We start from the raw sequence: 23,428 nt of genomic DNA on the forward strand, positions 1-23,428 counted from the left end.
TAGTGATAGTTCCTTCTTCTTTTTAATAAAAAAGACAGAATTTTCAATTTTATCAAAATAAAAAACGCAAAGAACTAAAATTCTTTACGTTTTCTTGGCTAAAATATACAACTCGCATTAATGTCCACTTTGTTGCTCTATCGTTTTCGAAACATCATATAATCCCGACAACACTTCCGCTCTCATTTTTACAAGCTCGGGGAACTGATAAAAGAACGCAATTTTTTTATACTTTAACTCCGATCCTTCTTTCACCTTTTTGGAATCTTGCAAAATAAACGCTGTAAACGTATCAGCAATATCTTCTGCTACATTTGTCGTTCCATACTGTGAGACAAACTCATCTTGCTTTTCTTTAAAAAACTCAATTTGAGTTTCTTCACTTTCTTCTACTTTCTTTTCTGTCCACTCCTGCTCAATAGGCTTCCAGAAAGAGTTATAAAATTGATTAATATAAGATTTTTCCTTCGCACATCCCTCTTGTAAGAAAAGATTTCCACATTTATTTCGGTACGTTGAAATATCTTTATCTTCTTCAAAAGCCTTTACATAGTTTTCATCTACGGGTATTTGCTTATGCCCGAGCGTCAACACGTGAGCCGTCTCATGAATTAATGTTTTCATCACTTCATCGATATTTACCGCAGAATCAAGCGTATCTAGGCTAAGAGTCCAGTCTTTCGGATTCTCCATACTCGGCATAACATGGGCAACAACACCGTCATAACCATCCGTTATTAAATCAAATTCTGTTATATTCCCGCGATATTTAGCTGGAATGAGTGTACGATACATATCCCATAAGTCTTCATGATACCCTCTATCTTGACGTTGTTGTAGCACCTCTTCTTTCGCTTCTTTATCTTCAGCGAATACTTTATTTAAACGTTTCCGTTCTATTTTTTCAAAATAAGGATCTACAATTTCATCACCATCGATATAATAAGAAGCTAAAAAGAAATAACTTTCATCATCCTCATCATCTTTTTTCTGCTCTGCCTCTTTCGTATCCGCACTTTCATGCTCTTCTATTTCATAATCTTCTACTGCCTCAAGCTCAGATAATCCATCTATTTTTTCATATACTTTTTGAAGTTTCTTATCTCCTATTTCCACACATTCTTCGTCTGTTTTACACACTTCTTTTTCTTTCACACTCTTCATAGAACTTTCGCATCCTGCTAGTAAGCCGATTGCAACGATAACCCCTACTAACTTGCCATACAGTCTCTTCATACAGTCCTCCATCAATACATTCTACAAAAATATAATAATCATTTTTTAACGAATATGCGATAATTAATTATATAAACTGTAAGGAGGTTTCCCATGATTCGAGCAGTCTTATTCGACTTAGATGGAACACTATTAGACCGTCGTCAATCTTTAGAACAATTTATTCATGATCAATATAATCGCTTTACCTCTCACTTAATGAACATAGAAAAATTCGAGTATTGTTCTCGATTTCTCGAACTAGATAATAATGGCTATACGTGGAAAGATAAAGTCTATGCTACTCTTCTTTCCGAATACAATATTACCACTTTAACACTAGAGCAACTACTGCACGACTACATTACTAACTTCCAACATCATTGTATCCCTTTCCAAAACATGCATGAATTACTTCAACGTTTAACACAACAAAATATTAAAATTGGCATTATTACAAACGGCTTTACTGACTTTCAAATGAACAATCTTCGCGCACTAAACATACATACGTATACAAATACAATTCTCGTTTCCGAAGCGGAAGGAATTAAAAAACCGCATCCTGAAATTTTCGAACGAGCTTTGCAAAAGCTAGATGTTAAGGCCGCAGAATGTCTTTACGTTGGAGATCATCCAGAAAACGATGTGCTTGGTTCTGAACAAGCAGGGATCCTTGGTGTTTGGAAGAGAGATTCATTTTGGGGTGATTTTGAGCATTCGCGTGTAGTGGATGATTTGTTGGAGGTGCTTTCGTTTTTAGAGGTAGAGACAAACACAAGACAATAGTAAAAGGAGGCTTCGTTTCCCGAACGCCTCCTCTTCCTTACCTATTCATATACTGTAAACTGCGGTTTACTCGGATGATCTTTAACTAGCGCATCATCTGGAAACTTTGAAACTTTTTGATATAAGGCAATGTCACCGATACAACTCGCTGTTAGTAAAATTCCTAAAAATGAGAGTGGCTCCAGATTCATAACTAATCCCAATACAATTGGCAAAATTCCAGTCGGTAAAAACGGTAACATTAACACTTTCTTCATTTGCTTTACTGTAATTTCTTTTTTAGAATGAGCATATGCTACACCTAATTTCCAATTTACACCCCATGTTAGTTCACTCCACGGAACACCTCCGATATAACGAAATCCAATTAAATGTATTGCCTCATGAATACAAACGAAAACAATCATTCCAATAATCAAAAGAAACATAACGGGCAATGTAAATTCAAATTGAACCCCGCCTGAAAGAAATATATGCAAGTAACCAATTCCAAACGCCAAAGCGAATATTATAAGAAATGCATAGATATTTAATTTAACCATCGAAACAGTAACAGTCGTTTCTTTTCTGTTATCCATCTTCCCCCTCCTAAAATGCAAATATACCTTTACAAAAATTGTATATTATATGCATATATATATAAAGATATATTTACATTTATTCCTACAAACAAAAAAAGAAACCGGCCACTTTACTTCGTAAAACAGCCGATTTCTTCTATATGTTTCATCGTACGCGCCAATACATCGTCGCGCATTATAAAGCTAAATTTTCTATCCGTTTTAATGTTGTCAGGAATGTCTGTTAATAAAACAGATCCTTTCGTTTCTTCGTAATGCGTATGTGCTTCTACCGCACTAATCGTTGCAAAATAAATGTTTTTAATGATTATTTTGTCTTTTCCAGATACTTTATATTGTCCTAAGTAAGTTAAATCAGAAACTATGCCGCCAGTTTCTTCATGAACTTCTCGAACTGCCGCTTCTTCCGGTGTTTCCCCTAGTTCTACTTTACCACCTGGAAATTCAAGACCGCGACGTAAATGATGTGTTAATAACCATTGATCCCCGTACCGGCATACAACCCAAACATGCTTTGGCTCAGGAGAAAATGGATAACGTTCAAACGATAATTGTACAGTGTTGTGGTAATAATCTTTAAATTTGTACATGCCATTACTCCCCTATTGATGGTTACAAGTTTTTCCTACCACAAATTGTAGCATATTCTCGCTTTTCTGCATAATATTATCCAATTATAATCCATTGATTATTCCCATTTGCGCGACTAATTCTTTCGTCTCATGATTTCCTAAATCGTAAATCATTTTATATGCTTTTTGTAGTTGTTCATCATATCGGTCATTATTAGAATCGTGATGATACTCAACAAATGGAACGTGGGAGCGTACAAATGAACCTAAATCCTCTACATACGCTTGATCGAAATACTCTCTTAACTCCGTAATTTCCTCATCACTTGCGGAAATCTCAAAATTATACGTATCCGCCGTCTTCACTTGTGAAATTTGACCGTTTCCTATTGATATATAATATGTTTTTTTCTGTTCCATGTAACGCCCTTCTTTCATCCTTTTTATTTCTATTGTTTTCATCAATTACAAAATTATGTAAAATAAAGAAAAGGAGGGATTCCATGTTTAAAATATTAATTATCGGTATGATCATCGTCCTAGTCATCCTCGTACTCTCCGTCATGACGATTAATAAGGGATATGCTTATAAACATTCAATTGATAAACCAGAAGATAACCCACATACACAAAACAGCAAGAAGAATTCATAATACTTTGCATATACTACTTATTTTAGCCCACATCATATCCAGTATTCGTTTACTGGCAGGTCAGCATAACTTTCTACCACTTTCACCATTTCTATTAGGAGCTTTCATATTCCTCATTACCCTTGAACAAATAAAGAAAAAAGATTCAAGAATTGGATTTATTTAGATTTTCCTCATCATTAGCTATATAAAATAACAGGGGGGATATATATGCTAAAAGGATTACAGATTACTTTTGCACTCATTGCATTATGTATAGTAATCTACGGATATTTTACTGGTAATAGAGAAATGACGCCTTATATGTTCATTTTCTTAGGATTAATGGCTTTCACTATAGGACTAGGAGAAATAAAACAAGACAGAAAATCTAGTGGTATATTTGCTTTCATAGCTGGAGCTGGTGCTTTATTTCTTAGCTTCTCAGAACTATTCCGGTAAATAATCTATTTAAGGGGGAATTACATGCTAACTGGATTACGGATTGTTTTAGGACTTCTCACAATCTCTCTTTGCACTTATTCCCTTATTACTGATAACTTCATATTTACCTCATACATACAATTTGCTCTCAGCTGTTCTTTTATTCTTCTAGGGATTAACGAACTGAAATCTGGACGAAAATCCATGAGCATTCCGTTTTTTTTCGTTTCTAGTCTTATATTCTTCTTTCTCATATCGAACTACTTTCGCTACGTATAGAATGAAATCTTGAGCAATTTCGCATTTACAAGTACGTAATAAAATAGAGGATAATTTTTTGTCAACTTTTGTCGGTAAGTCGATATTCCGTGTCGAAACGTCGATATATTAAAAAAATCATTGATATATTTCAAGTTACGGTCGATATATTCGAAAAATCGTTGATATAATTTCATTTATTATCATGCCACAAAAAAACTGCCCTTTCACAGGCAGTTTTTCTTTATCCAAATACTTTCTCAAGTTCATCTTTATCTTGGCTTAACCAGAAGTTCATTAAGCGTTGTGCTCCCTCTAAATCGTGAAGCTTCGCTTGACCACATTGTGTTTCATTTGCAGCTGGAATTTCTGTAATTTGAACCGCATCTTTTAATGTTAATTCTAATAAATCAATGATTTCTCGAACTGTCGGTGTTCCGCTTACTACAAGGTAATATCCTGTTTGGCAGCCCATTGGTGAAATATCGATAATATCAAAATGCGGATAACGATCAATATATTTACGTAAATTAAATGCTAATAAATGTTCTAACGTATGAATAACATCTGGTTTCATTGCTTGTTTATTCGGTTGGCAAAAACGAATATCAAATTTATTTACAATACCGTCACTACCTACATTGTGAACTCCGCAATGTCTTACATAAGGTGCCTTTACAATCGTATGATCTAATTCAAAGCTTTCTACTGATGGCATACAACATCTCTCCCGCTTTTAATTTAATTCCGTTATATCCAATATGATATAACGGAAATGCACATTAGTAAAGTATTATGTACAGTCGTGCTATAATACTTTAAGAATATGCTGAAAAGGAGACCGTTATGAAACAGATTTTTATTGGGATTATACACTTTTATCAAAAATTCATTTCTCCAATGACACCGCCAACTTGCCGCTTTTACCCAACTTGCTCTCATTACGGATTAGAGGCGTTTCAAAAGCATGGCGCACTCAAAGGTTTTTGGCTTACATGTAAGCGTATATTAAAATGTCACCCTTTCCATCCGGGAGGATTTGATCCTGTCCCAGATAAAAAGGATGACAATATAAAGCCTTAATTATCGTAACCATTCACAACTAAATCTAATTTTCCTGTATCAGGATCTATAACAAGACCGTGAACAGGTACTTCTTCTGGAAGTAATGGATGGTTACGAAGTATTGATACGCTATGTTCTACACTTTCTTCTACACTAGAGAACCCTTGTAGGAATCTTTCTAAATCGATTCCAGAATAACGAAGTGTATCTAATTTCTCATCTGTTACACCGCGCTCTTTCATCTTCTCAATCGTACTGCTTGCTTGAATTTTTGCCATACCGCAATCGTGGTGACCAACTACACATACTTCATCAGCACCAAGTTCATATACAGCCACTAAAATACTACGCATAATACTGCCAAACGGATGTGAAATAACAGCGCCTGCTACTTTAATAATTTTCACATCACCGTTACGCATATTCATCGCTTTTGGTAACAATTCAACAAGACGTGTATCCATACAAGAGATAATTACCATTTTTTTATTTGGAAATTTTCCTGTTTCATACTCTTCGTATTTTTTTTCTTCAACGAATTTTTCATTGTACTGCATAATCTCTTCTAATGACTTCATAGTAAAGGACCCTCTTTTCTCTCATTTACACTACATAAATAGTGTACCAAAATATGAAAAACTCAAAAAGGATATCGCTTTATAGTAAAAATAAGATATTTTCAGATAATCGACATAATTCTTTCAAAATATACACACAGCTTTGTAACAAGTCTCACATACTTTAAACGTATTTTCACTATAAACTGATTGTAGATAATGTAAAAAAGGAGTGAATATTTATTATGTCCGACGTTCTGTTACTGAGTCGTTTTCAATTTGCAATTACTATTTTTTATCACTTTTTATTTGTACCTTTGACAATCGGACTTGTTATTTTGGTAGCATGTATGGAAACTCAATACGCCCGCACATTGAATCCAACATACCGCAAAATGGCAAATTTCTGGGGTAAATTATTTACAATTAACTTCGTCATGGGGATTATAACCGGGATTACGATGGAATTCCAATTTGGAACAAACTGGTCTGAGTACTCCAAATATATGGGAGATATTTTCGGATCACCTCTCGCAATCGAAGCACTCGTTGCCTTCTTCTTAGAATCTACTTTCATGGGAATATGGTTATTCGGTAAAGACAAAATTTCACCAAAGTTCCGTGCCTTCTGTATGTGGATGGTTGCACTTGGAACAAATATTTCTGCCCTTTGGATTATTACAGCAAACGGTTTTATGCAAAACCCTGTTGGCTACGTCGTACGTAACGGCCGCGCTGAATTAAATGATTTCTGGGCACTTGTTACAAATCCATACGCTTGGAACATGTTCTTCCATACTGTAATTGGTTGTTATATTGTTGGTGCTTTCTTCGTTATGGCAATTAGTGCCTACCACTTATTACGTAAGAATGAAGTTGAATTCTTCAAAAAATCATTTAAGTTTGGCTTAATGTTAGGCTTATTCGCCGCAACAATTACACCGTTTATGGGACATCAATCTGGTGTATCAGCAGCTAAATATCAACCAGCTAAAGGCGCTGCGATGGAAGCTGTTTGGGAAACTGGAAAAGGACAAGGTTTTTCGATTGTTCAAATTCCTGATGTAAAAAACGAAAAGAACTTTGAATTCCTAACGATTCCAAAGTTAGGAAGCTTCTTCTATACAAATTCATTTGATGGCGAAATTGTTGGTTTAAAAGATATTCCGAAAGAAGATCGTCCAAATGTTAACCTCGTGTACTATAGCTTCCGCTTAATGGTTGCACTTGGTATGTTCTTTATGGCATTAACTTGGTATGGCTTCTATTTAAACCGAAAAGGAAAACTAGAAAACTCAAAACGTTACTTAAAAATTACAATATGGTCTGTTTTACTACCATATATCGCAATTAACGCTGGTTGGATAGTTGCCGAAGTAGGTCGTCAACCATGGACAGTTTATAAACTAATGCGTACAGCAGAATCTGTATCACCTATATCTGTTCCACAAATTTGGTTCTCATTAATTAGTTTAATCTTGTTCTACACTTTACTTTTAATCGCAGACGTATATTTAATGCTGAAGTTCGCGAAAAAAGGACCAGCAGCACTAGAAGAACCTGCTACTGAGGGAGGTGCAGCTCATGTCTCATGATATGCTTGCAATCATCTGGTTTGGTTTATGGGGTGTGATTTGGACAGTTTACTTTATTCTTGATGGGTATGCGCTTGGTAACGGAATGATTTTCCCTTTCGTTGCGAAAGACCGACAGGAACGAAATCAATTACAAGAAGCAATCGGCCCGTTCTGGGGTGGTAATGAAGTGTGGTTAATTACAGCTGGTGGCGCAACATTTGCTGCCTTCCCAGTCACATATGCAAATATGTTTAGCTACCTATATACACCACTATTTTTAGTATTACTTGCACTGTTTGCTCGTGCTGCTGGACTGGAATTCATGCATAAAGACGATTCACCAATTTGGCAAAAAACTTGTAAATGGGCATTTACAATTGGTAGTTTCCTAATCGCTTTCTTATTCGGAGTTACGTTCGCTAACCTTTATTATGGACTACAAATCGGAAAAAATGGCTATGAAGGAAATTTACTTAGCTTACTAAATCATTACGGTATTTTAGGAGGTCTGTTCTTCACTGCTATATTCGTCGTATCTGGTGCCCTTTGGGTTATGATTAAAACGACTGGTGAAGTATCTGATCGTGCGTATAAAATCGCAAGACCATTTTCAATGGCAGCTGCTATCATTTTAGCTATTTTCTATGTAGCTACTGCTAATCGTACAAATTTATTCCAAAACTTCACAGAATATCCGGTACTATTCATTCTTCCGGTACTTGCCATGTTAATGAGTGTACTCGCACTAATTATGGTGTATAAACATAAAATCGGCCTTGCATTTACATTCGTTTGCTTAACAATCGCAATGTTTATGACAACTGGCTTTGCAGGCATGTTCCCAAGAATGTTACCATCTCGTATTAATGATGCTTATAGTACAACGTTATACAACGCAGCTGGTAGTCAATTAAACTTAAAAATTATGTTCTTCGTTGCAATGGTTATGGTGCCAATTGTTATTGGATATCAACTTTGGAGCTACAGTATCTTTAAAAATAAAATTCATAAAGATTCCGCTAAAGGGTATCACTAAGATGAAAAAAGACACTTCTTTTGAAGTGTCTTTTTTATACGTATGATTTTCGATAGGATGTTATATTTCTAATCTAACAACTATAATACAGAAGAATCATTAACAGCTCACAGCTAGATTGTAGCACAGGGTAAGTTCATCATTTTATGCAATTTTACATATTTCTCTATAAAGTAAACTGTATTCCTTGATCATTCACGTCGCTATCTCCTACATCTGCTGTACTAATACCACTAAATGTTTGTACTTTCATTCCTGTATTCGATGATCCCGATCCATTATAAGCTTTCGTTTTTTCAATCGGCTGCACGTTATATTTATCCCCTAAATTAATCGTTCCATTGCAGTTTTCAATAATAACTCCTTCCACAACTGACGGCATTTTGTCACCTACTTTCATTTCCTTACTTTCATTTTATGAACAGCGCCTAAAAAAATAGCATGTTTCCATAAGAAAAAGCACTCAAACTGAGTGCTTTTTCTTATTTACCTTTTTTCTTTTTCTCACAAGCAATTCCATCGCCATCACGGTCTAAATGCTTACCGTAATAAGGACTATCTCTTGTAATGTCATAATATCCCGCATCGTTTGCTTCTTTACAATTAGCAAAACGTTTCGGATCTGGCTTTACTTCAGGTTTCACTTCTGGTTGTGGTTGTTTTGCTCCTGGTCTTTCTTCAAATGGTAACGTTGCATTATATAAGAACTGAACGTATTGCTCACGACTTACATGCATTTTAGGTGCGAATGTACCATTACCAGTTCCAGCCGTAATATAATTTGATTTAATTGCAGTAATCGCAGGATTCGCCCATCCATTTCTATCTACATCCGGGAAATTATGATCCCCTCTTATTTGCAATTGGAATCCTCTTGTCAAAATTTGTGCCATTTCTTCACGAGTTAACGAATCTTTCGGTCTAAATTTCCCTGTGTTATCTCCAACGAATATACCCATCTCTGTTAAAGCAAGAATCTCTTTTTTAAACATAGTTGAACGATCCGTAACATCTTTATATGGATTGTTATACTGTTCTTTTACTACCGGTTTTAAATGACGGAACATAAGAGCGGCAACTTGCTCGCGCGTTACATCATCACCAAATCCAAAAATCCCATTTCCGTATCCAGCAACAACGTTTTTATTTGCTAAATCCATAATTGCTTTATAAGACCAATGATTGTTTGGAACATCTTTAAAATCTGCGCTTGCCTGCGCTGTTCCAATTGAAGTAAATGCTGTAGTTGCAACAAGTGCACCTGTTAAAATTAATTTCTTAAATCTCATACTTAAGTCTCCTTCTCTTTCCATAATAACCATTTAACAATATAACAAATTATTCAAATGTATTTTGTCATATTCTGTCGAACGCAAAAAAGAATCCAGCAGGATTCTTTTTTACTAAGCATGAATGGCAGTTTTGGAGACAGTTGACTTCTTCAAAAATTTATTAGGGGTAATATTTTGAAAAAGAAAGCCTTTCATATGTAGGTTAACACCACTGGAATATATAGTAAATTGATAATGTTTATACGGAAGATTGCTAATGTTTAGTATAGATAGTTTCCACTATGCAAACAGTAAAAACTAGCTATACTAAACAACAAAAAGGTGCCTTTAAAGAAGACACCTTTTACGCTTTTCATAAACAGACACTATAAAACAGAATTATTTATTGTTATACGATTGTTAGATACAAAAAGTAGAGGGAAATGTTTGTATTAAATTCTGCTTTATAAAGTATGTCTATCACTTATATTTTAATCCTCTTCACTTGAAAATAAATATAATATGCATAATTACATACCAAAAAGAAAAGCCACTCCATAGAGTGCCTCTTCAACCATTTTACTTTTAATATATCGCTTTGAATATATTGTAACATATGCATTCATATATTTTATTGAGAAAATTCAAAATCCTTTTTCTTTCATTTCTAATTATAAAATCATGTAATATAAAAGGTATGTCAAATTCTTATACAAATTGAGGTGTACTATATTTATGTCTTTCGGAATTGTTCCTCTTATATTGTTTATTATTTTTCTTATTTCCTATTTAAAAGATCCACGAAAAATAATAAATGGCTTTTTATTTAATACTTTTATCTGTTTTTTCCTTATTTTTTGCGTGATTGTATCTTGGAACTCAGATAGTGCTGTCCTGCGCTACATCATATTTTTCCCTTTTTTAGCACTCCTCTTTATGCTTACTTTCGGTACTATCGCTTTAATGTTTGGACTATTTCTGAATGCTAGAATTTTAATGAAGCGAGAAGGAAGACGCTTCACAAACTCTTTAACTTTAATTGCTGCTTTAGGGATGTTATTCTGTATGTTACTCCCTATCATAAATCCAGCAAGTTTGGTCTCATCACATTTCCAGCCTATTTTTGCTGGTATTTCTCTTATAAGCGTATATTTCTTTATACACTTATCTAACTTCTTAAGCGCTTATTTTCTATATCAATTCAACAGACCAAGACGTAACCAAGATTTCATCATCGTTCTCGGTAGCGGCTTAATTAATGATAAAGTACCACCTTTACTTGCAAGTCGTATTAATAAAGCGATCGACTTTTACTGGAAACAAGCCGCTGTGAATACACCACCAACAATTATTTTCTCTGGTGGTCAAGGTCCGGATGAAGGCCTTCCTGAAGCAGAAGCGATGCAAAAGTATGCTGTTGAAAAAGGAATTCCGCTTGAACATACAGTACAAGAAAATCGCTCTGTAAACACATATCAAAATATGTCGTTCTCTAAAGAAATTATGGATTCTTTAAAACCAGACGGTAAGTATAGAAGTATCTTTACAACGAATAATTTCCACCTTTTCCGCGCCGGTATATATGCAAGACAAGCTGGTCTTAATAGCCAAGGAATCGGATCAAAAACTGCATTTTATTACTGGCCTAATGCAATGATTCGTGAATATGTCGCAATCGTCGTTATGGGACGTAAGCGCCATATGAAAATATGTGGAACTATTTTAGGTTTTGCTTTATTCCTAACAGTAATTAGTTTTATTGTTTCTTAATAGCTACAAAAAAAATGATCCTCTTTCATGAAAGAGGATCATTTTTTTTGTTAAACAATTAACATAAACGCATACAAGACATTAATAATTCCTGAAACGATTCCAACAATAGCAAACACTTTACTTGTACCCGTCACTTTTTTATTTAAACCTAGTATAGAGAATACAATAGCTACCGTACCAACAAGCCCCCATAAATTAATAAACCAAGATATCAATCCCGTTATAAAGCCAACTAATGAAAAAACCTCTATGTCACTATTTTGCTGACTGGCTATTACTTTTTCATAATTGAGACTCTCCCCGCACTGCCCGCAAAACTTGTTGCCCTCGCTCGTTTCATTCCCACATTTCGTACAGTATCCCACAGAATCCCCTCCCTAAGATCAATGCCCAAAATGTATATATCCATACTATTCATTCTACTTTTTTATATCAAAATTATGACCACCATCTAACCTTCTACAGTTGTATTTAAAATAATAATATGGTGATAATATTCCCTGCATACATCCATTAAAGGAGAATTTTTTCAGATAAAATGTTAAAATAAAATTTAGGTGTGAATTACGTAACAAATAAGAAACTAGTTTGAAACGAGGAAATTATATGGAGAAAATTATCAAAAACAAGCCCAATAAGCTAAAAATTGCTTCTAAAGCTTTGATGATTATTATTGGGGCATTTATCACAGCGTACGGATTAGAAGCAGTATTAATTCCAAATAACGTATCAGACGGTGGTGTAACTGGTTTAAGTATCGTTAGTTCAAGATTATTTGGATTGCCATTAGGAGCTCTAATCGCAGTTATTAACATTCCTTTCGTTTGGTTAGGATATAAGCAAATCGGTAAAAGCTTTGCAATTTATTCTATTATCGGGATTGCTTCATTAGCAATAGGTACCGTTGTCATGCACGGAATACCAGCTATTATTGAAGGCGATACATTATTAGTTACAGTTGTTGGTGGTATTATCATCGGTTTTGGTATGGGACTAGCATTACGTAACGGTGGGGCATTAGATGGAATCGATATGCTAGCTGTATTGCTTTCTCGTAAGTTACCATTTGGAACGAGTGACCTTATTTTATTCTTAAACATGTTCGTATTTATTTTCGTATCAACCGTATTCGGTCTTCAAGGAGCTATCCTTTCGGCAATTGCTTACTTTATTGCTTCGAAAGTGATTCATATCGTTGAAGTTGGTTTAAGTGGTTCGAAAGCATTTAAAATCATTACAAAAGAGCCTGAATTGATGGTAGAAACCATTCGCGATCGTTTAGGCCGAAGTGCAACATATAACGAAGTATACGGTGGTTATTCAAGAGAGAAATTCAAAGAAATTTCTTGTGTAATTAACCGTTTAGAAGAAAGTAAAATGAAAGAACTTATTAATGAAATCGATCCACACGCCTTTATTACAGTTTATGACGTAGCAGAAGTAAAAGGTGGTAACTTTAAGAAACGTGATATTCATTAATCGTTATGAAAAACGAGGGTGTGCCAACATTTTGGCACACCCTCTTCTTATTATTAAGCTTTTGTCGGTAAGTTAATATATTTCAATAATCGCTGATATATTTTTACTCGCCCCATCTTCCCCCGCTTTTAATCCATGCTACGTATTTTTGAAAGGCGGGCACTTCTTGTTGAAAACGAAGCGGAACATATAGAAAAAGAGTACATGTACATAGTATCCATAGAATACCTACTACAAAGTGAAATTTCATTGTTGTACTAATAAACAAGCTCAAGAATAATACGAGGAACATAATTACACTAAATCTTTTATACATAGTCATAATAATCTCCTCCTTATAACTTAATTGTACCAGCTATAAGGAATTAATTCCCATAATAAAAAGACCGAAAAGCACATTTCACTTCTCGGTCTCTACACTATCTTCTCTTCGTAATCTTTCCTGAACCACCGACCCTCGTTTTCGGAGGAGATGTATTTCTTGGTGGCGTTTTAATAGATGATTTCGGCTTCACATCTGATCCGCTCGAACCACCTGGATTTTTCGTTATTTTCCCTTTGCTTCCAGTAGAAGGCGGAGGCGTGCTACTTCCTTTTTTCGTAATACTTCCAGTATCTCCTACAGAAGATTTCGAATCTACATTATCGCCACGCTTAATGATAGATCCTTTCCCTTCCTTCGTAATTGGAGGTGGGGTTTTCTTTTCTTCTTTTGTAGGTGGTCTTTCTGGAATAACTGGTTTATGATTTTGTCTGTCATTATATCCGCGATAATCACCGGATGATGATTTTCGTGAACCGAATATATCGTTTAAAATACTTCCCATAATATATCCTTGCAAGAAGGATGGTTGGTAATTTTGACGGACAAACTCTTTATTACTTATTTCAATTAACGTATCAGATGGCTTCTCTTTATCCTTTTGCAGATTATAAATCTTATCAGAATAAACGAGGAACATTTGATTCTCGTCTTCTTTAGATGCTTGCTTCGGTTCTCTTTCATTAATGAGTTCCTTCGCGACTTCAGGAACTGACCGATTGGCGGCCCTATACACGTAAGATTCTTGTTTACCTTCTTTTGCGACAGATTCAAGTGGATAACGGTCTTGAATCGACTTTGTCTGTCCACCCTGACAACCTGATAATGCATATCCAGCAACAACAAGTAATATAACGATAGCAAGTATAGGGATCACGAACGATTTAATCATGGTAAACAATCGGTTTGACATGATTACGCCCCCTTACGTTGCTCTTATAATTTGTACATCAGCAGGAATAATTGCTTCTCCCTCATACATCATTGTGCGACCATTTTGCCATTCAATACGCAATAATTTTCGGTTATCTGATTGGAATTCCCATACATGCTGTTCTTCTGAAGCAGAGAATGGTGTTTTCCCCATCACAACAACACGTCCGTTATATTGCTCTTCCATATGGTACTCTGTATCATCCATTTCAATTGTCGTCGGAATTTCATCAATCGAATCTAAACGACCATCAATTGGTGTATATAACTTGTAATACGTATTTTCACGGTCTTCAATTTTTAAATAACGAATATCTTTCCCGTCTTGCAGTGTTAAAACAATTTCTTTACGAGAATGCATACTCGTTTTTCCAGTTAATTCGTACATAATTAATGAAACTTCAATCATATCGCCAGGAGCTAACGTTAACAAACTTTTCTCTGGTTTCGGCGGCTCTGGGCTTTTCATTATATTTTTAATTCGTTTAAATAAACTCATGATTTATCCCCTCCTTCTCTCTTTATAAACAAGCACCTAAAATAAGTGCACCAACAATATGTAATGATCCAGCTAACATTGCATGCGCAACACTGCCTTCTTTCGTACCTTCTTCTAAATCTAAACCAGCCATTTTCTTTAACACAAATTCGATAAACATTTCTACCACTAATAAAATAACGAAAGAAACTGCTGATGCGAGTAGCGCTTGCCATAAGTCATTTGCTTTCGTTATCGATTGAGATAAAATGTACCCTTGCGCGAATAATTTCATAACGAAACGAGTTGTTACAGCTGTATTCCCATTTTTTATTTCTTTTAAATCATTGTATTTTGTAAAAATCGAATCAACCCACATAATTGCAAATAAAAGTACCGCACTCGCTCCAGTCCATACAAGCATGGCTAATACATTTGTCCATGTCATTGCAAAACCTCCTCTAAAAAGTAATAGAAAACCGACATGAATTTGTTTAGACATGTCGGTTCATTTGTCTCTATTCTATATTATTTCTCATACTGCTTCATAATACGAGCTAATTCATCGTCAACAGCAGAATTTTTGTTTAAGCTTGCGAATTCATCATCTAATGATTTTTCTTTTTTGTACACTTCACCGCTTGCTTCTGCTTCAGCCTCTAATTGAAGAGCTTTCTCTTCCATACGGCTTAAACCAGCTTTCGCTGAGTTTGAATCAAATCCAGACATCGCCTGATTAATATTCTTTTGTGCTTTCGCCGCATTTACACGTGCTACAAGTGTCTCACGTTTATTTTTCAGCTCATTTAATTGCTTACGCATTTCTTCTAGCTTCAGGCGAAGATTATCAGCAGCAGCTTTGTTTTGCTCATAGCTTGCTTTATACTCATTCATCTTTTGCTCCGCATTTTGTTTTTCTTCTAGTGCACGGCGCGCAAGATCTAAGTTATTAGCTTGAACAGCCATATGAGCTTGCTCTTCACGTTTTTTCACAAGTGCTTCTTGCTCTTCAAATAAGATTTTGAATTTCTTCTCAAGCGCGATTTGAGCTGCTACACTTTTCTCAGCTTCTTGAACATCCGCTTGCATATCGCGTAAATATTGGTCCGTCATCTTAACTGGATCTTCCGCTTTTTCAATTAATGAATATACATTCGACATTGTTAAATCTCGTAATCGTTTAAATACAGACATCTAAATTCCTCCTATGATATACCTCATATTTCAAATTCACTACTTGGAAAACTGAAAAATCTCCCTTTACAGTAAAGAATATTCATTTTTACAGCCTATGTGTTTATTATAGCAAAACTAATATGTCCTTACATGTTATTTCCAAAATACAGCCAATATAATATGACATTCTAGATACAATATTGCATTTCTAATATATTCTCATTATTTCTCTTTAAAATTAACTTACTTTTGTGCACTTTCACTAAATTACATAAGTGTAATGTTACTGTAAGCTAACTCGATAGTTACGTTTCCATATTTCTTATACACTAATACCAGAAGCAACAAACAAGCTTCTCATCATTTCAGAACTAATACAAAAATGTATTTACTATAAAACAGATAAAAGGAGAAATCATCATGAAAAAATTAGTAGGAATCGGATTAGCAGCAGCAATTTCATTCGGAGCATTATCAGGTTGTTCTTTATTAGGAGAAAAAGCGAACGGCTTTGTACTGTACGGCTCAGAAGAACAAGTTCAGCAAATCACGGATAAAAATAAAAAAGAAGTGAAAGAAAAAGACTTCTATAAAATGAAAATGACAACATTAGAAGGTAAAAAAGTTCTTGTCATGGATAAGAAAACTGGTGAAGAACTAGTGAAGAAAGAATTACTTAGCAAAGTGGATGCAAAAGACGATACGAAACCACTTGATAAATTACCAGCTGTAACAGCAGAACAAGGTATATTATTCGCAAAAGAGAAAGTAGAAAATGCTACACTTGATGGAGCGAAATTAAAATATGAAGGCAACACAATTATCGGAAGTGGCCGTGCATATACAGATATGTATGCGATTGTTGATGACGCAACTTACAGCAATGTAAAAGGTGAAGAAAAATCTGTAGGTGTATTAAAATTCGATAAGGATCCAAGTAAAGAATTCCCTGGAAAGAATGGTGTAGAATCATCACAACTTGTAAAAATTAAAAAGTAAAACAAAAAAGCTTTGCGAAATTCGCAAAGCTTTTTTCTATTTATGAGCAATTTGCTCCATATCCGGACTACAAGTTTGCGACTGACATGACTTATTTAAAGAACATGCTGCGCATTTTCCCTTTTTACTTCTCTTTACAAAATTAACTAACGTGTATGCTGCATAACCAAAAATGATAGCTCCAATTATAATATTGACCATCATCACAATACATCTCCTTCTAGAATCCGAGTAGGGATCCAACTTGGTATATAATGAGCGTTAATGCGTAAGCAACAACGAGCGGATACACGACAGAGAAAATCGTCCACTTCGCTGATCCTGTTTCACGTTTAATAACGGCTACTGTCGCTAAACACGGAACATATAATAAAACAAAGAACATAAATGCATATGCTGATAGCGCCGTATAATGTGCTCCCATTACATTTCCTAGCACATCTTCTTTCACCGCATAAATAATTGCCATTGTAGAAACGACAACTTCTTTCGCTAAAAATCCTGTTAAAAGGGATGCCCCAGCTTGCCATGTTCCAAAGCCGAGCGGTGCAAATAGCGGTGCGATAAATCCACCAATCATAGCTAAGTAGCTGTCTCCCATATCAACACCAAATCCTGATGGACCTGCATAGTTTAATAACCAAATGACAACAGAACCACCGAAGATGAATGTACCTGCTTTACGAACAAATCCTTTCCCTTTCTCCCACGTACTTAGCCATAACGTTTTCGCTTGTGGCACTCGGTAAGGAGGTAGTTCAATTACGAAAATAGACTTTTCCGCTTTTAAAATGGTAAGAGACATAATTTTTGTAACAAGTAATGCAAGAACAATACCTGCAACATATAAAGAAAATACAACAGTTGCCTGACTATTAGGGAAGAATACTCCCGCAAACAGTGCATATACAGGTAAACGTGCCGAACAAGACATAAACGGTGTTACAAGAACTGTAAGTAAACGTTCTTTTTCTTGTTCAATGGTTCTCGCTGCCATAATACCTGGAACATTACATCCAAAACCGATAATCATCGGAATGAACGCTTTTCCATTTAAACCGAAGAACTCCATAATTCTATCCATAACAACTGCAATTCGCGCCATATATCCTGAGTCTTCTAATAATGAAATGAAAAAGAATAGTGCAAAGATTTGTGGAACGAATACTAATACAGCACCAACACCAGCAATAATACCTTCTGTAACGAGTGCTTGAATAAAATCAGAAGCTCCAACACTTGTAAGCCCAGCCGTTACCCAATCCGTAAGCTGGCCACCAAAAAACTCATCTAGCATATCCGATAAAGGTGTACCAATCCACGTAAACGTAACCTGAAAAATAAAAAACATAACTGCTAAAAAGATTGGAAGTCCTAAAATTTTATGTGTAATTAATCTATCAATTTTTTCCGAAAAAGGAATTTTTCCTTCTTTCTCATGCTTCATAACATTTGTTTTTAACTTTTCAATATACGCTTCACGAGTTTTGTAAATGTGCTCTTCTAACGTACAATCAAGTTTTCCTTCTAAGCGAGATCGAATGGCTACAAGTTCCTTATAAATTGGTAATGCTTTCATTTCTTTTTCTACTACTTCGTTATTACTTAAAAATTGAAGAGCTAACCATCTCGGATGCTCATAATTCGCTGTCTCTAAAAGAGAAATTACCTCTTTGATTCCTTCATCCATTTGTACACCATATGAAATAAGGAATGGCTGTTTCTCTTTTTTATCATTTTCTTTAAGAGTCGCAAGTAATTCTTCACAGCCTTTTCCACTTCTTGCAACAACAGGAACGACTGTTACACCTAATAGTTCTGATAATCGTTTTACATCAATGACAATTCCTCTTTGCTTCGCCACATCAATCATATTTAAACCAATTGAAACGGGCTTTCCAAATTCAAGTAATTGCAACGTTAAATGCATATTTCTCTCAAATTGCGAAGAATCCACTATATTTAACATATGATGAAATTCGTCTGTTAGTAGAAAATTTGTAACGACACCTTCATCACGCGAAACTGGATTTAAATCATAAACACCTGGTAAATCAATTAATGTTCCTTGCTTATCTTTTAATTTACCAACCTTCTTTTCTACTGTTACACCGCTCCAGTTCCCTACATACTCATAAGAACCAGTAAGTGCATTAAATAATGATGTCTTCCCTGTATTCGGATTCCCTAGCAAAGCTACCTTATTCACGCTAATTCCACCTTTATCATTTTCGCGTCACAATGACGAATACTAATTAACTGTCCACGACACTCCAATGTACAAGGACCTTTAAACATCGCTTTCTGTTTCAGGCGAAGTTCGCTTCCTTCAGCAAGACCGAAAGCAGCTAGTCTACGCTTTAATAGCTGATCTAAAGACTGAATACTTTTTACTAATACTTTCTCTCCAATTTTAATATCTACTAAGCTCATAACCTTCCCCCTCAGAAGAGAATGATAATTATTTTCAAAAAAATTATACCACACCCAATTTCTCTTGTACTATACCCTTTTGCTTCATATTTATTAACATTTCGCTACAATTCTATTTCAATTATTGTCATACTGTATTCATTTGCCATTCTCATCCATTTCGCTTACAATAAACAGTAGCAAATAAAGAATCTCGTTATCACAGGGGGAGCCATGTCGCTGAGAGGGAACACTTCGTTCCGACCCTTCGAACCTGTTAGTTAATGCTAACGCAGGGATTGTGCAAACGTCCGAAATACATACCTCTTTTTATTTACGTATTTCGTATCCTCCTATGATAATGTTCTTTTTTGTATAACTTGGATTTAGGGGGAGACAACATGCGTAACACCAATTTACAAGCGATGATCGAATCTGCTATTCTTGCAGCCTTCGCCATGATTATCGACATTTTACCATTATCACTTAAACTTCCAACAGGCGGTTCCATCTCATTCGCTATGATTCCTATTTTTATTATTGCTTACCGCTGGGGCTTTAAATCAGCTTTCTTAGGTGGTTTAGTTTGGGGACTATTACAAATTGTCGTGGGAGATGCTTATATTTTAACACCGGTGCAAGCATTCATTGAGTACTTCATTGCCTTTGCTTTTATCGGATTTGCTGGCTTATTCTATCGTCCAATTCAAAAAGCACTTTTAACGTCTAATGAAAATAACTTAGAACAATCAAGTTTAGGTAGCCGTAAAGAAAAACCTTCATCAAAACAAAACGAAGGTAAGAAAGTCCTTGCTTATATTATCCTTGCTACATTTATCGGTAGCTTTGCTCGCTATTTCTGTCACTTTATTGCCGGTATTATTTTCTGGGGACAATATGCGCCGAAAGGTCAATCAGCTGTGCTATATTCATTAATCGTAAACGGCAGTACAATGCTCGGTTCTTTTATTTTATGTACAGTTTTACTTATATTTTTATTCCTCACTTCACCACGCTTATTCAAAAGCATTAGTGCTTATCAAATGAATACACAAAAAAAGGGCGCTTAATGAGCGCTCTTTTTTCATATCGTAATATTAATCAAAAATACAATAAATGCGCAAAAGAAAATAAATACCATTATACTTAGCCAATTGCTATGCACGGTTCATCGACTCCTTACATAACCCATTTTCTAATCAGATTATATCGTTTGAAAATAAAGATTAGGTAAAGATAATATGAAAATAAATTAAAAAAGCGTAGATTATATTGTCTACGCTTTTTTCTGTAAATAAAAGTAAAATAACACACCATCTTCTGTATTCTTTACTCCATATTCAGCATCATGCAGTTCTAAAATATTTTTTGAAATAGCAAGACCAAGCCCTGTTCCACCTTGCGAACGCTGACGAGCTGCATCCACGCGATAAAAACGATCCCAAATTTTATCTAATTGCTCTTCTTCAATGTGAGTACCTTTATTTTCAATACATACTTTTATACGCTCTTTCTCATCTATTGTAGAAATAATAATATCTTCTTTATTTGGTGTATAACGTATAGCATTCGTAATGAAATTTACGATGACTTGTTCAATCCGGCCTTGATTTGCGACTACTTCAAATGGACCTATATTTTTATGAACACGAAGTTCTTTTTTCTCTATTTCCACAGAAAGGTGTTCACATATATCTTCAATTATCGAATCAATATAAAATAAATCCTTTTTCATTTTATATGTACCTGACTCAAATTTAGCTAACTCAAGCATATCTAAAATTAACGTATCCATTTTGTCTACTTCTCGTTCCATCGCTTGAAAATAGTATTCTTTTTTATGTTCAGCTACCCCGTCTTTCAAAATAGAAATGCAGCTTTTCATAATACTCAGTGGTGTTTTTAATTCATGTGAAACACCTGAAATAAATTCTTTCCGCGTTTTTTCTAACTTTCTTTCCTTTTCAATATCTTGTTCTAGCTGTCCAATATGGGAATGGAGCTTATTGGATAATACATTAATATTTTTCGATAAATCCCCAATTTCATCTTTTGAAGTAATCGGTATTTGTTCTGTGAAATCTAAATGCGCTATTTTCTTCGTTGTATCATTTATTTTTAATAACGGTTTTGCAATTTGTTTTGAGTAATAGAACGAAGCTAGAAAAATAAGAACAACTACAAATGCAATGATGTAAATGTAGTAATCTTGCACCATTTGTACAGCTTCATCTACAGGCTGTAAAGAAGCCATCGCATATATATATGTTACCGATCCGTCTTTTTCTTTTATTGGTTTGATTAATAATTTATATTTTATATCATTTTTTTCATAGTCCATTGTTTGTACTACATACTGTATTTGCTTGCTCTCTTTTAATAATAAATCCGTTTGAAATTCTTTTATGTTATCTAAAAAGATGCTATTTTTATAAATTTGATTTATAGGACCTGTTACATCCGGAAGCTGAACTTTCGTAATCTTCCCAAACATATCGAAATCTGAATTTTGAACGACCCTCTTCTTTTCCAAATCACTCAAATTTCCAGCAACATTTTTTCTTTCCTGAGCGATAAGGTCTTGAGCGACTTTTGGCTCATCCTCGCTTATCTTACGTTCTTTTTCAAGTAATTTCTTACTTAACGATTTATTAGCCCAGCTCAAATTCAGATCTTTTAATTGTAAATACAGTGTGATAAAACTGTCGTTTCTTTGCAATCCACTAAAATAAACTGTTTCTCCTACAAAATTAGATAATGCTCCCTTTTCAATCTCATCTATATTCATAAGATAGTACAAAGGAATAATGACCGTTTTTTGTCCATATTTCTTCTCTGCCCTTTGTTCTAAAGCAACCTCAAAATAAAAATCATCCGCATGTTTTAAATTCCCATTTTGATCTAATGTCGTAATCCACGTATTATTTTCTCTTAAAAAATCTTGCTCCAGTCGCTTAATTTCTTCGGCATTTCCTACATAATTTAAATAACTCTTCTCAAAGGAATTTAAATTTACTTTAATATCTTCCACTTTTCGATTCGCATAATATTGTTTAAAAAATATCGTTTGTCCAATAAATATTGTCGCTAAAATTAACATACATAACGCTGTTGTGAGGGTAAATAATTTTAGTACAATCCCTTTTCTCATACATTCCCCTCAAATTTATAACCTGTTCGTACTACGGTTGTAATGTACTTTGCTTTCTCTCCTAATTTATTTCTTAAATTACGAATATGGCTATTAACCGTTCGATCGTCACCAGCAAATTCATATCCCCAAATTCTTGAAATGAGTTGCTCTCGTGTTAAAACAATCCCTTGATTTTTCATAAAATACGCTAATATTTCAAATTCTGTATGTGTTAAATTAATGTCTATTTTATCTACCGTAACAGTACGCGATGGAAAATGGACATGGATACCATGAATTGATAATGTATCATCTTCATTCTCTAAAAGTTGCTTTGTCACTTTTCTACTCTCTAACAATCTTTTCGCTCTTGCTAGTAAAATTGGCGGACTATACGGCTTCGTCACATAGTCATCCGCCCCAAGTTCAAATCCAAGTAACGTATCATCTTCATCTACACGCGCCGTCAGCATAATAATAGGAACCTCGGATGTTTTACGGATTCTTCGGCAAACAGACCACCCATCAAGTTCCGGCAACATAATATCTAAAATAACTAAATCAACCTCTTCTTCTTCAAATACAACTAAAGCCTCTTTCCCGTCCCTTGCTTCAAACACTATATATTGCTCACTTAAAAAATAATCTTTTAATATTTCACGTAATATATCTTCATCTTCCACAATTAAAATATTTTTTGCCATAACTTATATATCCCCTCCCGCT

General features: G+C 34.7%; 29 protein-coding genes and 1 riboswitch. Of the genes, 10 read left to right on the plus strand and 19 right to left on the minus strand.

Translation table 11 applies throughout. The annotated features are described in order from the left end of the window. Positions 1-117 precede the first annotated feature (117 nt). Positions 118-1,236 (minus strand): hypothetical protein, encoded by a 1,119-nt coding sequence (locus ATN06_RS24410; RefSeq protein ID WP_060632647.1) that lies wholly within the window; start codon positions 1,234-1,236, stop codon positions 118-120. A 93-nt stretch (positions 1,237-1,329) separates the two neighbouring features. Here ATN06_RS24410 and ATN06_RS24415 point away from each other — a divergent pair, with 93 nt between their 5' ends. Beyond that, entirely contained in the window at positions 1,330-2,004 is a 675-nt protein-coding gene (locus tag ATN06_RS24415) for an HAD family hydrolase (RefSeq protein ID WP_060632648.1), read from the plus strand. A 41-nt stretch (positions 2,005-2,045) separates the two neighbouring features. Here ATN06_RS24415 and ATN06_RS24420 read toward each other — a convergent pair whose 3' ends face one another. From ATN06_RS24420 to ATN06_RS24430, 3 genes are all read right to left on the minus strand, one after another. Next, the gene (locus tag ATN06_RS24420; RefSeq protein WP_060632649.1) at positions 2,046-2,582 is read right to left on the minus strand and encodes a DUF3267 domain-containing protein; all 537 of its coding nucleotides are present in this window, start codon (positions 2,580-2,582) and stop codon (positions 2,046-2,048) included. Positions 2,583-2,695: 113 nt separating this feature from the next. Beyond that, entirely contained in the window at positions 2,696-3,175 is a 480-nt protein-coding gene (gene mutTA, locus ATN06_RS24425) for an antimutator 8-oxo-(dGTP/GTP)ase (protein ID WP_000276383.1), read from the minus strand. 84 nt (positions 3,176-3,259) lie between these two features. Then, positions 3,260-3,577 (minus strand): hypothetical protein, encoded by a 318-nt coding sequence (locus ATN06_RS24430; RefSeq protein WP_000435821.1) that lies wholly within the window; start codon positions 3,575-3,577, stop codon positions 3,260-3,262. Positions 3,578-3,660: 83 nt separating this feature from the next. On the opposite strand from ATN06_RS24430, the gene ytzI reads away from it, so the two are divergent. Continuing rightward, entirely contained in the window at positions 3,661-3,810 is a 150-nt protein-coding gene (gene ytzI / locus ATN06_RS24435) for a YtzI protein (protein WP_060632650.1), read from the plus strand. A 210-nt stretch (positions 3,811-4,020) separates the two neighbouring features. Continuing rightward, on the plus strand, positions 4,021-4,251 hold the full coding sequence (locus ATN06_RS24440; protein ID WP_060632651.1) for a YczI family protein: 231 nt from the start codon (positions 4,021-4,023) through the stop codon (positions 4,249-4,251). Between the two features lie 484 nt (positions 4,252-4,735). On the opposite strand, the gene luxS is transcribed toward ATN06_RS24440, so the two are convergent. Further along, the gene (gene luxS, locus ATN06_RS24445) at positions 4,736-5,209 is read right to left on the minus strand and encodes an S-ribosylhomocysteine lyase LuxS (RefSeq protein WP_001141371.1); all 474 of its coding nucleotides are present in this window, start codon (positions 5,207-5,209) and stop codon (positions 4,736-4,738) included. 128 nt (positions 5,210-5,337) lie between these two features. Here luxS and yidD point away from each other — a divergent pair, with 128 nt between their 5' ends. Next, positions 5,338-5,574 carry a membrane protein insertion efficiency factor YidD gene (gene yidD / locus ATN06_RS24450; protein WP_060632652.1) on the plus strand — a complete coding sequence of 79 codons (237 nt, stop codon included), beginning with the start codon at positions 5,338-5,340 and terminating at the stop codon, positions 5,572-5,574. On the opposite strand, the gene ATN06_RS24455 is transcribed toward yidD, so the two are convergent. Further along, a complete protein-coding gene (locus ATN06_RS24455) occupies positions 5,571-6,134 on the minus strand; it encodes a beta-class carbonic anhydrase (protein ID WP_060632653.1) in 564 nt (187 codons plus the stop codon). The two genes, yidD and ATN06_RS24455, sit on opposite strands and share 4 nt — an antisense overlap. 224 nt (positions 6,135-6,358) lie before the next feature. Between ATN06_RS24455 and cydA the strand changes: the two genes are divergently transcribed. Together cydA and cydB are read left to right on the plus strand one after the other, a co-directional pair. Continuing rightward, positions 6,359-7,708, plus strand: coding sequence for a cytochrome ubiquinol oxidase subunit I (gene cydA / locus ATN06_RS24460; RefSeq protein ID WP_060632654.1), 1,350 nt, complete (start codon positions 6,359-6,361; stop codon positions 7,706-7,708). After that, positions 7,698-8,726, plus strand: a complete 1,029-nt coding sequence (gene cydB / locus ATN06_RS24465; protein WP_000017650.1) for a cytochrome d ubiquinol oxidase subunit II — start codon at positions 7,698-7,700, stop codon at positions 8,724-8,726. The genes cydA and cydB overlap by 11 nt, the downstream gene beginning before the upstream one ends. A gap of 166 nt (positions 8,727-8,892) precedes the next feature. On the opposite strand, the gene ATN06_RS24470 is transcribed toward cydB, so the two are convergent. Both ATN06_RS24470 and ATN06_RS24475 read right to left on the minus strand, forming a co-directional pair. Then, positions 8,893-9,126 (minus strand): spore germination protein, encoded by a 234-nt coding sequence (locus ATN06_RS24470; protein ID WP_011040784.1) that lies wholly within the window; start codon positions 9,124-9,126, stop codon positions 8,893-8,895. An 82-nt stretch (positions 9,127-9,208) separates the two neighbouring features. Next, positions 9,209-10,015, minus strand: a complete 807-nt coding sequence (locus ATN06_RS24475) for an S-layer homology domain-containing protein (protein ID WP_060632655.1) — start codon at positions 10,013-10,015, stop codon at positions 9,209-9,211. A gap of 717 nt (positions 10,016-10,732) precedes the next feature. On the opposite strand from ATN06_RS24475, the gene ATN06_RS24480 reads away from it, so the two are divergent. Further along, positions 10,733-11,767: a YdcF family protein gene (locus ATN06_RS24480; protein WP_060632656.1), complete on the plus strand. Its 1,035-nt coding sequence runs from the start codon at positions 10,733-10,735 to the stop codon at positions 11,765-11,767. 50 nt (positions 11,768-11,817) lie between these two features. On the opposite strand, the gene ATN06_RS24485 is transcribed toward ATN06_RS24480, so the two are convergent. After that, positions 11,818-12,135, minus strand: a complete 318-nt coding sequence (locus ATN06_RS24485; protein ID WP_060632657.1) for a zinc-ribbon domain-containing protein — start codon at positions 12,133-12,135, stop codon at positions 11,818-11,820. Positions 12,136-12,376: 241 nt separating this feature from the next. Here ATN06_RS24485 and ATN06_RS24490 point away from each other — a divergent pair, with 241 nt between their 5' ends. Further along, positions 12,377-13,249, plus strand: a complete 873-nt coding sequence (locus tag ATN06_RS24490) for a YitT family protein (RefSeq protein ID WP_000411240.1) — start codon at positions 12,377-12,379, stop codon at positions 13,247-13,249. A 103-nt stretch (positions 13,250-13,352) separates the two neighbouring features. Here ATN06_RS24490 and ATN06_RS24495 read toward each other — a convergent pair whose 3' ends face one another. The 5 genes from ATN06_RS24495 to ATN06_RS24515 all read right to left on the minus strand — a co-directional run bounded on the left by ATN06_RS24495 (position 13,353) and on the right by ATN06_RS24515 (position 16,176). Next, positions 13,353-13,571 (minus strand): hypothetical protein, encoded by a 219-nt coding sequence (locus tag ATN06_RS24495; protein ID WP_000180098.1) that lies wholly within the window; start codon positions 13,569-13,571, stop codon positions 13,353-13,355. Positions 13,572-13,668: 97 nt separating this feature from the next. Beyond that, positions 13,669-14,484 carry a DUF4247 domain-containing protein gene (locus ATN06_RS24500; protein WP_060632658.1) on the minus strand — a complete coding sequence of 272 codons (816 nt, stop codon included), beginning with the start codon at positions 14,482-14,484 and terminating at the stop codon, positions 13,669-13,671. A 12-nt stretch (positions 14,485-14,496) separates the two neighbouring features. Further along, positions 14,497-15,003 carry a DUF4178 domain-containing protein gene (locus ATN06_RS24505; RefSeq protein WP_060632659.1) on the minus strand — a complete coding sequence of 169 codons (507 nt, stop codon included), beginning with the start codon at positions 15,001-15,003 and terminating at the stop codon, positions 14,497-14,499. 22 nt (positions 15,004-15,025) lie between these two features. Next, positions 15,026-15,430 (minus strand): DUF350 domain-containing protein, encoded by a 405-nt coding sequence (locus ATN06_RS24510; RefSeq protein ID WP_000220322.1) that lies wholly within the window; start codon positions 15,428-15,430, stop codon positions 15,026-15,028. Positions 15,431-15,510: 80 nt separating this feature from the next. Then, on the minus strand, positions 15,511-16,176 hold the full coding sequence (locus ATN06_RS24515) for a PspA/IM30 family protein (RefSeq protein ID WP_000110280.1): 666 nt from the start codon (positions 16,174-16,176) through the stop codon (positions 15,511-15,513). A gap of 402 nt (positions 16,177-16,578) precedes the next feature. On the opposite strand from ATN06_RS24515, the gene ATN06_RS24520 reads away from it, so the two are divergent. Further along, positions 16,579-17,157, plus strand: a complete 579-nt coding sequence (locus ATN06_RS24520; RefSeq protein ID WP_060632660.1) for a lipoprotein BA_5634 family protein — start codon at positions 16,579-16,581, stop codon at positions 17,155-17,157. Positions 17,158-17,193: 36 nt separating this feature from the next. Here the strand turns inward: ATN06_RS24520 and ATN06_RS24525 are convergent, their stop codons facing one another. From ATN06_RS24525 to ATN06_RS24535, 3 genes are read right to left on the minus strand one after another with little or no spacing between them, the layout of a single operon-like run. Then, positions 17,194-17,361 carry a FeoB-associated Cys-rich membrane protein gene (locus ATN06_RS24525; RefSeq protein ID WP_000989597.1) on the minus strand — a complete coding sequence of 56 codons (168 nt, stop codon included), beginning with the start codon at positions 17,359-17,361 and terminating at the stop codon, positions 17,194-17,196. A gap of 16 nt (positions 17,362-17,377) precedes the next feature. Beyond that, the gene (feoB, locus tag ATN06_RS24530) at positions 17,378-19,366 is read right to left on the minus strand and encodes a ferrous iron transport protein B (RefSeq protein WP_060632661.1); all 1,989 of its coding nucleotides are present in this window, start codon (positions 19,364-19,366) and stop codon (positions 17,378-17,380) included. Beyond that, positions 19,363-19,590, minus strand: coding sequence for a FeoA family protein (locus ATN06_RS24535; protein ID WP_000060512.1), 228 nt, complete (start codon positions 19,588-19,590; stop codon positions 19,363-19,365). The genes feoB and ATN06_RS24535 overlap by 4 nt, the downstream gene beginning before the upstream one ends. Positions 19,591-19,784: 194 nt before the next feature. After that, positions 19,785-19,886: riboswitch (TPP riboswitch) on the plus strand. 84 nt (positions 19,887-19,970) lie between these two features. On the opposite strand from ATN06_RS24535, the gene thiT reads away from it, so the two are divergent. Beyond that, a complete protein-coding gene (thiT, locus tag ATN06_RS24540; protein ID WP_060632662.1) occupies positions 19,971-20,639 on the plus strand; it encodes an energy-coupled thiamine transporter ThiT in 669 nt (222 codons plus the stop codon). 206 nt (positions 20,640-20,845) lie between these two features. On the opposite strand, the gene ATN06_RS24545 is transcribed toward thiT, so the two are convergent. Together ATN06_RS24545 and ATN06_RS24550 are read right to left on the minus strand one after the other, a co-directional pair. After that, positions 20,846-22,720, minus strand: a complete 1,875-nt coding sequence (locus tag ATN06_RS24545; RefSeq protein ID WP_060632663.1) for a sensor histidine kinase — start codon at positions 22,718-22,720, stop codon at positions 20,846-20,848. Beyond that, on the minus strand, positions 22,717-23,406 hold the full coding sequence (locus ATN06_RS24550) for a response regulator transcription factor (RefSeq protein ID WP_060632664.1): 690 nt from the start codon (positions 23,404-23,406) through the stop codon (positions 22,717-22,719). Before ATN06_RS24550 ends, ATN06_RS24545 begins: the two co-directional genes overlap by 4 nt. Positions 23,407-23,428: the final 22 nt, after the last annotated feature.

This window comes from Bacillus thuringiensis, from assembly GCF_001455345.1.
GTDB lineage: Bacteria > Bacillota > Bacilli > Bacillales > Bacillaceae_G > Bacillus_A > Bacillus_A thuringiensis_N.